Genomic DNA, 10421 nt, shown 5'->3' on the forward strand with positions numbered 1-10421 from the left:
AATTTTTAATGAAAATTTAACTATTATTGAGTTGTTTTGGGTAACACAGGAAATATTTGGTTACATGCTTTGACAGCGCCTTCAGTGATAATTGGTCTGATAAAATGGCAACATCTTCCAAACTGCCATCTTTTTGCAAAATACGGATAGGCTCGGCAATTTTACTATAAGCCTGATTCTTAATCTTTCCTTTGAATACAAAATATTTCGATTCAAGAGCGCTCAGATTGTTTTCTTTGCCATATTGCTCCAAAAGCTCCTGGACTTCTTCTGTTGAAAATTTTTCATCGCTCATTTTAATCTTTAACAAATCCCTGTTAATAATCATTTTACTCAATGATGATAACGCAAAATCATCATGATATTGCCAATTCTTGATTGCTCCGACTATATCTGTATCATCCAGTTTTGAAAATTCATTCAGGATTTCATCATTAAAATCGTTTAATGCAATCTTATTTTGAATAAAGAAATACAAAGGCTTGCTACATTCAATTTCAATTCCTTTTTGATATAATTCTTTGGCTCTTTTTAAGGTTTTGGTCAGTATTTCTTCGGCAACCAAACTGGTTTTATGCAAATATACCTGCCAGTACATCAGGCGTCTTGCCATTAAGAATTTTTCAACTGAATAAATTCCTTTTTCTTCGATCACCAAAACATCATCCACAACATTCATCATTTGGATCAAACGGTCGGAATTGATTTTTCCTTCTTCCACACCCGAATAAAAACTATCGCGTTTAAGGTAATCCATCCTATCCATATCCAACTGGCTTGAAACCAATTGCAACATAAATTTACGATCATATTCTCCTTTAAATATTTGTATTGACAGATTTAATTTTCCGTCAAATTCCTTATTCAGCCTGTGCATGAACAACAATGAAATTTCTTCATGATGCACATCCTCTACAATACTGTGTTCCATCGCATGTGAAAAAGGCCCGTGACCGATATCATGCAACAAAATAGCAATATACAAAGCATTTTCCTCCTCTTCTGAAATCTGCACATTTTTAAAACGCAACACTCCTACCGCTTTCTGCATAATATGCAAACAGCCCAACGCATGGTGGAAACGGGTATGGTTTGCACCGGGATAAACCAGATAAGACAATCCCATTTGGGAAATACGTCTCAAACGCTGAAAGTAAGGATGCTGTATTAAATCGTAAATTAATGGATTTGGAATGGTAATGAAGCCATAGATGGGATCATTGAAAATTTTCAGTTTGTTTGTACTACTCACAGAAATTGATTTAGACTAACAAATATAAAAAAACCTGACAGCTTACAAAAGCGTGTCAGGTTTAATTTATTTCCGTTTCATATTTTTGATTACCAGATTACAATTCTGTCCTTAACCGGAATGAACATTTTACTGCCTTCTTTAATATTAAATGTTTTATAGAATTCAGCAATATTGCTTAAAGGTCCGTTGATACGATATTTAGCCGGTGCATGAACATCAACCATCAATTGTTGACCCAATGCTTCCGGTTTAATATTCACCATCCATGCATAACCGTAAGCAAGGAAAAATCTTTGATTAGGTGTTAATCCGGCAATCTTCTGATTGTCTTTAAATTGGGCTGTCTTTTTAAATGCTTCATATCCCATGACCACACCGCCTAAATCGGCAATGTTTTCTCCCTGAGTCGCATCTCCGTTCACAAATTTACCTGGCAACGCTTCATATTTGCTGTATTGCGCAACAATTGCTTTCGTTTTTGCTTTGAATTTTGTCAAATCTTCCGCAGTCCACCAATTGTTTAAATTTCCTTTTTCGTCATATTGACTTCCCTGATCATCGAAACCGTGTGTGATTTCGTGCCCGAAAGTAGAACCGCCAATAATTCCGTATAAAATTGCATCATCAGGCATACGTCCCTCAAATCCCGGAACTATAATATTACAAGCCGGTACACAAATTTCATTATTACTCGGATTATAATAAGCATTATACGTTTGCGGATACATTCCCCATTCTGTTCTGTCAACTGGTTTACCGTATTTAGCTGCCATGTAATCATAACTCCACTTATTCACATTCATTACATTCATACAATACGCATTTCTCTCAATAGTAACCGATGACATATCCTTCCATTTATCAGGATATCCGACTTTCATTACAATTTTCGACAATTTATAAAGTGCTTTCTTCTTGGTTTCTGTACTCATCCAGTCTAATTTCTTGATACGTTCAGCATACACATCACGTATGTTGTTCCCTATTTCAAGTAATTTTTCCTTAGTTCCTTTTGGTAAATATTCTTCAACATACACTTGTCCGATTAATTCTCCCAAAGCTCCGTCAGTCTGTTCAACTACTCTTTTCCAGCGTGGTTTTTGCTTTTTAACACCACCCATTACGGTAGAAAAGAAATAGAAATTCTGGTTTTCAATATCTTTTCCCAAATAAGATGCATAACTATTGACCAAATCCCATTTCAGGTAAGTTTTCCAATCTTCAATCGTATAGGATTTGATGGTTTTATCCAATGCTTTGTAGAATTCAGGTTGTCCTACGATAACAGTATCCGCTTTCTTGATATTCATCAAGCCCAGCATTTTGTCCCAGGCGATATTTGGAGTAGCCGATTTGAATTGGGCCAAAGACATTTTATTGTAATTCTTAATCGGATCACGAAGCGCTTCCAGTTTACGTGAATTATTTGCCAATTCTGTTTCCAGCTTCATGATAACCTGAGCATTTTTCTTTGCAGAGACTGCATCATTACCCATTAATTTAGACATCGCTTCCAAATGCTTTACATATTCGGTACGGATTGTAACTGTTTCTTTATCACTATTAAAATAATAGTCGCGGTTGCCCATTCCTAATCCGCCCTGAGAGAAAAACAAAGCGTATTTTGTACTGATTTTATCATCCTGGCCAACATAAAATCCGAATGCCGGGCTCGCACCGATTGTATGCAAATAGGCCATTGAATTCAGCAATCCCGGCACATCTTTAATCGCATCGATTTTTGATAATTCCGCTTTTAACGGAGTGATACCTAATTTATCTATTGTAATTGTATCCATTCCCGAAGCGTAGAAATCTCCGATTTTTTGTTTATTTGAACCTTTAGAAGCATTCTCTTCAGCAGATTTTTCGCAAATCTGTCTGATCTGGCTATTGATAGTATCACCAATTGTCCTGAAAATCCCGTTACTTCTTTCAGAATCCGGAATTGGGTTATTCTTAAACCATCCGCCGTTTGCATAAGTAAAAAAGTCGTCTGATGGATCAGTCAGCGTATCCCTGTTGGTCACCAATACATCAGGTGCGTTAGGATCGAATTCTTTTTCTTTTTTACAACCCACCGCCATTAAAGCAATACCTGCTATAAGAGTTGCCATTCTGTAATATCTCATTTGTTTTTTTGGTTTGATTAGACTCCAAAGATATTGAATTCGGATTGGTATAAAAAATTAGCCCTTATTTTATAATAATTTTATGAATGTGGTGTTTATTTAATAGTAAATTGCAACAGAAATTAAAGAAATTATGGATATCAAGATACTTTGGGTTGATGATGAAATCGACCTTTTAAAGCCACATATATTATTCCTCGAGAAAAAAAATTACAAAGTTGTAACCTGTAACAATGGCCGTGATGCCGTTGACATGTTTCAGGATGATAATTTTGACATCGTATTTCTGGACGAAAACATGCCAGGGATGTCAGGATTGGAAACCTTAGCTGAAATTAAGGAAAAAAAATCATCGGTACCTGTTATCATGATTACCAAAAGTGAGGAAGAGTACATCATGGAAGAAGCAATTGGCTCAAAAATAGCTGATTACCTCATCAAACCCGTAAATCCGAACCAAATATTACTAAGTTTAAAGAAAAATCTTGACCATTCGAGATTGATTTCTGAAAAAACGACTTTAGATTACCAGAAAGAATTCCGGAAAATTGCCATGGACATGTCGATGGTAAACTCATTTGAAGAATGGACTGAGTTTTACAGAAGGCTATTATTCTGGGAACTGGAACTGGAAAACATAGACGACCAGAATATGTTCCAGATTCTGGAATCCCAAAAAGCGGAAGCCAATTCACAGTTCGGTAAATTCATTGAAAAGAATTACGAAGACTGGTTTGAACCGAATGCCGACAAACCAATCCAATCGCATGAAGTTTTCAAAAAACTGGTAGTTCCGGAATTGAGAAAACAGGAAAATGTACTGTTTGTGGTAATCGACAACCTTCGCTACGATCAATGGAAAGCCTTTGAAAGTGTCTTGAGCAACCATTACAAACTGGAAGCTGAAACTCCTTATTATGCCATTTTACCAACTGCAACGCAGTATGCCCGTAATGCTTTATTCTCAGGTTTATTGCCTTTGGATATGGAAAAACAACATCCTGAATACTGGAAAAACGATGTAGATGAAGGTGGTAAAAATCTATATGAAGCCGAATTCCTTTCAGCTCAATTAAAACGTTTACGTTTAGACATTTCACATGAATATTTCAAAATCACCAATTTCAACAACGGGAAGAAATTAGCCGAAAACTTCAAAGCACTAAAAGACAAAAAATTAGTTGCTGTGGTTTACAATTTCGTAGATATGCTTTCCCACGCTAAAACCGATATGGATGTGGTAAAGGAATTAGCATCGGATGATAAAGCTTACCGCTCACTGACACTAAGCTGGTTCAAGAATTCACCATTGCTGGAAATTATCCAACAGGCACAAAAACTTGGTTTCAAACTGGTTTTAACAACTGACCACGGAACCATCAACGTTAAAAACCCGTCACAGGTAATTGGAGACAAAAACACTAGTTTGAATTTACGTTATAAAACCGGCCGAAGCCTTACTTATGAACAAAAAGATGTTTATGCGGTAAAAGAACCGAAAAAAGTTGGCTTACCAATTGTGAACATGACCAGTTCGTACATTTTTGCAAAAAGCGATCACTTTCTGGCTTACATAAACAATTACAACCATTATGCGAGTTATTACCGTAATACGTATCAACATGGTGGGATTTCACTGGAAGAAATGATTATACCTTTTTTAGTGTTCAGTCCGAAAAAATAATTTCAAACCGATGGCAATCCATCGGTTTTTATTTAGGATAAAAAACATACCGGAGACCAAATTCATAAATATCTTTTTATTTCTTAACCAATCGTTATTTTTGCAGAAAAATAATTAAGGAAATCAACCCCATGAAAATTGAATTTTCATTACATCAGATAGCAGAAATTGCAAAAAAAATAATTGAAGCCAAGCCCGAAAAAGTCATTCTTTTCAACGGAGAAATGGGAGCGGGTAAAACAACTTTAATAAAGAATTTGTGCCAATATTTAGGAATTGAAAATCCTACCAGCAGCCCAACTTTCAGTCTGGTAAACGAATATGAAACCTTAAACGGCGAAGTAATTTACCATTTTGATGTCTACCGTTTGAAAAATCAATCGGAAGCACTTGATATGGGCATTGATGAATATCTGTATTCAGGAAACTGGTGCTTTATCGAATGGGCTGAAAAAATTCCGGATTTGATTCCCGAAAATCATTCTGTAATCACCATTACCCAATTAGATAACGGAAATAGATTACTTGAATTGATTTAGATTGTGAGAAATTTTGTAATTTGTGCCAAATAACACAAAACTATGGCCATTACCCCTTTTAGCAAGAAAGAATTACTTCCGCAGGAAGAAAAACTAGAAATAGCTAAACATAAAAGTGAACTTTTTATTGGTATTCCTAAAGAGACTTCCTATCAGGAACGCCGGATCTGTTTGACGCCGGATGCAGTCTATTCAATCACATCACATGGCCATAGAGTATTGATTGAAGCAGGCGCAGGTGTTAATGCAAGCTATTCAGACAAAGATTACAGTGATGCCGGTGCCGAAATCACCAACGATACACAAAAAGTCTTTGACTGTCCGATGATCCTGAAGGTAGAACCTCCAACCCTTACCGAAATTGACATGATGAAACCACAAACCATCATTATTTCGGCATTACAGATTAAAACCAAGAAAAAAGAATATTTCGAATCATTAAAAAAGAAGAAAATAACCGCACTCGCTTTTGAATACATCAAAGACGACGACAATGCATTCCCGGCCGTAAAATCATTAAGTGAAATTGCCGGAACTGCATCGGTTTTAGTCGCTGCCGAATTAATGACCTGTGGAAAAGGCGGCAACGGACTACTTTTCGGGAATATAACAGGTGTCCGCCCAACGGAGGTAGTTATCTTAGGTGCCGGAACTGCAGCCGAATATGCAGTCAGAACCGCATTAGGCTTAGGCGCTTCGGTAAAAGTATTTGACAATTCGATAACCAAATTACGCCGTCTTCAAAACAATTTAAAACAACCTATTTTCACTTCCACGGTCCAACCCAAAACCTTAATGAAATCATTAAGAAGATGCGATGTAGCGATTGGAGCCATGCGCGGTAAACACCGCACTCCTATCATCGTAACCGAAACCATGGTTGAAAACATGAAAAAAGGAGCTATAATCGTTGATATTAGCATTGATACCGGCGGTTGTTTTGAAACTTCAGAAGTAACCACTCACGAAAATCCAACGTTTCTTAAACACGGAGTTACACATTATTGTGTTCCTAATATCCCTTCAAGGTATTCTAAAACCGCATCGTTATCGATCAGTAATATCATTACACCTTATTTACTGCAAATTGCTGATGACGGCGGAATTGAAAGTGCCATCCGCTGTGATGCCGGACTTAAAAACGGCGTGTATTTCTATCACGGTATCCTGACCAATAAAACAATTGGTGAATGGTTCGATTTAACGCACAGAGACATTAACTTAATTGTGTTTTAATTCATATTCTCACTACCTTTGCAGAAATAATGAGTTAAAATGAAATTACGTTATAGATTAAGCTATTTTATGATTGGTTTTGCTATCAGTTCTTTTGCTGTGGTAGCAATTTTAAACCAAAAGCAAACACGTTGTACCTATTTCCCAAACGACAGGGTTTTAAGCAATATTAAGTCAAAACCATTCAGTATTTCCAAAGAAGCTTCTTCGGTTCTTGCCGAATCATGGATTGACAGTGTTGACGTTAAAAACACACTTCAATTTGGCGAAGTTGATTTTGACAGAAGTAATATTGGATACAAAAACGGAAAATTATACACCATTACAGGCAAAACAATGCAAAACGAACCATTGGAACTTGTGATTGAAAACTACGATGACAAAGCAATCTTAAAAGAGATCAGGAAAATTAAAAAATAAAGTAAAAAGCACTTCAAATGAAGTGCTTTTTTATTAGTATAAATTTCTAAATATACATATACAAAAAAAGCACTCAAATTGAGTGCTTTTGTGGGCGATGAGGGGTTCGAACCCCCGACCCCCTCGGTGTAAACGAGGTGCTCTGAACCAGCTGAGCTAATCGCCCGATAATTCTTTTATCAGTATGTTTTGTTTTGTGGGCGATGAGGGGTTCGAACCCCCGACCCCCTCGGTGTAAACGAGGTGCTCTGAACCAGCTGAGCTAATCGCCCGATAATTCTTTATTATCAGTATGCTTTTGATAAAAGTGGTGGGCGATGAGGGGTTCGAACCCCCGACCCCCTCGGTGTAAACGAGGTGCTCTGAACCAGCTGAGCTAATCGCCCTTTTATCATATATCGTTTCCGATATTGTGGGTGCAAATATAAAGGTATTTTTTACTTCTGCAAAATTATTTACACAATTTCTGCAACAACAAATGTACTTCCGCCTATATAAATGAAGTCATTTTCGGCCGATTTTGACAAAGCCTCCCGATAAGCTTCTGAAACCGAATCATATACAAATCCGTTCAATCCAAAATTCTCTGCTGTATTTTTTAAAATATTTTTTTCCAATCCGCGGGGAACATTTGGTTTACAGAAGTAATATTTGGCATTTTTTGGAAATAACGGCAAGATATCATCTAAATCTTTATCATTTACAACACCTAAAACAATATGTAATTGTTCGAATTTTTCCTTTTGAACCTGATTCAGGACAATTTTTAGTCCGTGACTGTTGTGTGCCGTATCACAAATTACTTTCGGATTGGATTGCAATTGCTGCCAGCGTCCTAACAATCCCGTATTCTCAACCACATTAATCAATCCCGCATGTAATTGCTCTTCCGAAACCAAAAAGTAATCCTTTAGAACCTTTATAGCCTGCACAACCGATTTTTTATTGTGAAACTGATAATCGCCCAGCAAACTGCATGGATAATCTTCTGTAATCAAATCGGAAGCAAAATAAATCTCAGAATCACATTCATTAGCCTTATTCATAAAAACCTCTCTGGTTTCTTTTGTATATTCTCCAATTACAACCGGAACATTCGGTTTTATAATGCCCGCTTTTTCAAAAGCAATTCCTTCTAATGTATTTCCCAAAAACTGCACATGATCAAAACCGATATTCGTAATCACCGAAACCAATGGAGAAATAATATTGGTAGAATCCAGTCTTCCGCCCAAACCAACTTCAATGACAGCCACATCAACTTCTTCTTTGACAAAATAATCCAAAGCCAAACCAACCGTCATTTCAAAAAAACTCAGGCTGTTAACCGTAAAAAAAGGCCTGTTTTCAGCGATAAAATCAACAATAAACTTTTCCGGAATCATCGAACCGTTAATTTTGATACGTTCCCTGAAATCTTTGAGATGCGGTGAAGTGTATAATCCTACTTTATAACCTGCTTCCTGCAATACAGAAGCAATCATGGAAGAAGTAGAACCTTTTCCATTCGTTCCAGCAACATGAATGGTTTTAATTTTAGTCTCAGGATTCCCTAAATGTTTCGCTAAAAGCAATGTATTCGTTAAATCTTTTTTATATGCAGATGCTCCCTGATGCTGATACATGGGCAATTGGGCAAACATCCACTCAATCGTTTCATTATAATTCATTTTGGAACGGTTTTGGCTATAAAAATTACAGCGATAAAATAAATCGGTTATTTTTTAGTTTAATAATGTACAGACATTTATCTTTATTGCAAAATTGAAACTATTTTTACAATAAATTACAACAATTTCCTTATGATTGGATTTTTATTACAAACCCAAAACGACACCATCACCCAAGCAACAGGTGCAGTGGTGCAAAATATTGCAAAAGACAATGAAATTTCGGTTTTGGAATTTATTTTCAAAGGCGGATTTTTCTTAATTCCCATTGCTGCTTTATTATTTTATACGATTTACATTATTATCGAGCGTTATTTGTACATCAAAAAGGCTACCAAACATGATCCGCACTTATTAAAAGATATCAGAACCCACTTAAACAACGGGAATATTGACTTGGCTATTACAGCTGCCGAAAGAGACGGAGCCGCATCGGCAAATGTTATTAAAGAAGGAATCCAGACTATCGGAAGACCAATTGCCGAAATTGAATCCAATATGGAAAAAGTAGCCAATATTGAAATTGGTGAAATGGAGAAAAAACTGGCTATTCTTGGATTAGTTGCCGGTATTGCACCAACTTTAGGTTTCATCGGAACGATTTCGGGGGTAATTAAAATTTTCTACAGCATTTCAGTAACCGAAAACATCAGTATCGGAAATATCTCCGGAGGTTTATATGAAAAGATGATTAGTAGTGGTGCCGGATTGATTGTAGGAATCGTAGCCTATTCAGGTTATCACTTATACAACAGTATGATCGACAATTATTCTTTGAATATGCAACGTCACGTATTGGAATTCGTTAACATAATCCAGAGACCAAATGCCGATAAGACGAAATAAACGATTCGAAGCTGAAGTCGCTACCAGTTCACTGAGTGACATCATGTTCTTCCTGCTTTTGTTCTTTTTGATCATCTCGACATTAGCCAATCCGAACGTGATCAAAATGACGCTGCCGAAAGCCAAAAACAATGAAAAAACCAACAAACAACTCATTAGTTTATCGGTAACGGAAGAAAAACGCTTTTATTTGGACAAACAGGAAGTTCCTTTTGATAAACTGGAAGCTGAACTTTTAGCGAAGATTGGCGACAATAAAGAACAAGCTGTTGTGGTTCGTATTCCTTACAATTTACAAGTTCAGGATTTAGTAGATGTATTACAAATTGGCGTTAAAAACAATTTGAAGTTTGTTATTGCCACGAGTGCATCAAAATAATTTTGGTGTGCCCCTACGGGTCGGGCTCTACGCACTCGCTTTTTGCCTGGCGGACAAAAGAGCTCAGACAATTGCTTCGATCCCTCACACGGTCTTAAAAATGAAGCCAAAACATTTTTTTAAAACATAAATATGACTAGTCCTAAAATAACGATACAGGATTAATAATAGTAAAAATACATTTTTAGACAGAAGTAGCTTTATAGTTACTTCTGTTTTTTATTTCATAAGTTTTCATTTTAATGCTACTCTGTAAATGC

General features: G+C 36.4%; 9 protein-coding genes and 3 tRNA genes. 6 read left to right on the top strand and 6 right to left on the bottom strand.

The annotated features are described in order from the left end of the window. Positions 1 to 16 precede the first annotated feature (16 nt). Positions 17 to 1252 (bottom strand): HD domain-containing protein, encoded by a 1236-nt coding sequence (locus tag NAT51_RS14195; RefSeq protein ID WP_250599751.1) that lies wholly within the window; start codon positions 1250 to 1252, stop codon positions 17 to 19. 89 nt (positions 1253 to 1341) lie between these two features. Further along, positions 1342 to 3387 (bottom strand): M13 family metallopeptidase, encoded by a 2046-nt coding sequence (locus NAT51_RS14200; RefSeq protein ID WP_250599753.1) that lies wholly within the window; start codon positions 3385 to 3387, stop codon positions 1342 to 1344. 133 nt (positions 3388 to 3520) lie between these two features. Between NAT51_RS14200 and porX the strand changes: the two genes are divergently transcribed. The 4 genes from porX (at position 3521) to NAT51_RS14220 (ending at position 7266) form a co-directional block, all read left to right on the top strand. Next, entirely contained in the window at positions 3521 to 5071 is a 1551-nt protein-coding gene (gene porX / locus NAT51_RS14205) for a T9SS response regulator signal transducer PorX (protein ID WP_250599755.1), read from the top strand. 131 nt (positions 5072 to 5202) lie between these two features. Beyond that, on the top strand, positions 5203 to 5610 hold the full coding sequence (gene tsaE / locus NAT51_RS14210; protein ID WP_250599756.1) for a tRNA (adenosine(37)-N6)-threonylcarbamoyltransferase complex ATPase subunit type 1 TsaE: 408 nt from the start codon (positions 5203 to 5205) through the stop codon (positions 5608 to 5610). Positions 5611 to 5652: 42 nt separating this feature from the next. After that, on the top strand, positions 5653 to 6846 hold the full coding sequence (locus tag NAT51_RS14215; protein ID WP_250599758.1) for an alanine dehydrogenase: 1194 nt from the start codon (positions 5653 to 5655) through the stop codon (positions 6844 to 6846). 39 nt (positions 6847 to 6885) lie between these two features. Next, positions 6886 to 7266: a DUF4258 domain-containing protein gene (locus tag NAT51_RS14220; RefSeq protein WP_250599760.1), complete on the top strand. Its 381-nt coding sequence runs from the start codon at positions 6886 to 6888 to the stop codon at positions 7264 to 7266. Positions 7267 to 7357: 91 nt separating this feature from the next. Here the strand turns inward: NAT51_RS14220 and NAT51_RS14225 are convergent. The 4 genes from NAT51_RS14225 to NAT51_RS14240 all read right to left on the bottom strand — a co-directional run bounded on the left by NAT51_RS14225 (position 7358) and on the right by NAT51_RS14240 (position 8936). After that, positions 7358 to 7432 (bottom strand) — tRNA-Val (locus NAT51_RS14225). 31 nt (positions 7433 to 7463) lie between these two features. Continuing rightward, positions 7464 to 7538, bottom strand: a tRNA-Val gene (locus NAT51_RS14230). 36 nt (positions 7539 to 7574) lie between these two features. Then, positions 7575 to 7652 (bottom strand) — tRNA-Val (locus NAT51_RS14235). A gap of 69 nt (positions 7653 to 7721) precedes the next feature. Then, a complete protein-coding gene (locus NAT51_RS14240; RefSeq protein ID WP_250599762.1) occupies positions 7722 to 8936 on the bottom strand; it encodes a bifunctional folylpolyglutamate synthase/dihydrofolate synthase in 1215 nt (404 codons plus the stop codon). Positions 8937 to 9068: 132 nt separating this feature from the next. On the opposite strand from NAT51_RS14240, the gene NAT51_RS14245 reads away from it, so the two are divergent. Together NAT51_RS14245 and NAT51_RS14250 are read left to right on the top strand one after the other, a co-directional pair. Continuing rightward, on the top strand, positions 9069 to 9782 hold the full coding sequence (locus NAT51_RS14245) for a MotA/TolQ/ExbB proton channel family protein (RefSeq protein ID WP_250599764.1): 714 nt from the start codon (positions 9069 to 9071) through the stop codon (positions 9780 to 9782). Then, positions 9763 to 10161, top strand: coding sequence for an ExbD/TolR family protein (locus tag NAT51_RS14250; RefSeq protein WP_250599766.1), 399 nt, complete (start codon positions 9763 to 9765; stop codon positions 10159 to 10161). The genes NAT51_RS14245 and NAT51_RS14250 overlap by 20 nt, the downstream gene beginning before the upstream one ends. Positions 10162 to 10421 lie beyond the last annotated feature (260 nt).

The sequence above is a fragment of the Flavobacterium amniphilum genome (assembly GCF_023634845.1).
In the GTDB taxonomy this organism is placed as follows: Bacteria; Bacteroidota; Bacteroidia; order Flavobacteriales; family Flavobacteriaceae; genus Flavobacterium; species Flavobacterium amniphilum.

Coding starts and splice junctions, on each gene's coding strand:
- tsaE (WP_250599756.1), top strand. CDS start 5,203: ATGAAAATTGAATTTTCATTACATCAGATAGCAGAAATTGCAAAAAAA.
- NAT51_RS14220 (WP_250599760.1), top strand. CDS start 6,886: ATGAAATTACGTTATAGATTAAGCTATTTTATGATTGGTTTTGCTATC.
- NAT51_RS14240 (WP_250599762.1), bottom strand. CDS start 8,936: ATGAATTATAATGAAACGATTGAGTGGATGTTTGCCCAATTGCCCATG.
- NAT51_RS14215 (WP_250599758.1), top strand. CDS start 5,653: ATGGCCATTACCCCTTTTAGCAAGAAAGAATTACTTCCGCAGGAAGAA.
- NAT51_RS14250 (WP_250599766.1), top strand. CDS start 9,763: ATGCCGATAAGACGAAATAAACGATTCGAAGCTGAAGTCGCTACCAGT.
- NAT51_RS14200 (WP_250599753.1), bottom strand. CDS start 3,387: ATGAGATATTACAGAATGGCAACTCTTATAGCAGGTATTGCTTTAATG.
- porX (WP_250599755.1), top strand. CDS start 3,521: ATGGATATCAAGATACTTTGGGTTGATGATGAAATCGACCTTTTAAAG.
- NAT51_RS14245 (WP_250599764.1), top strand. CDS start 9,069: ATGATTGGATTTTTATTACAAACCCAAAACGACACCATCACCCAAGCA.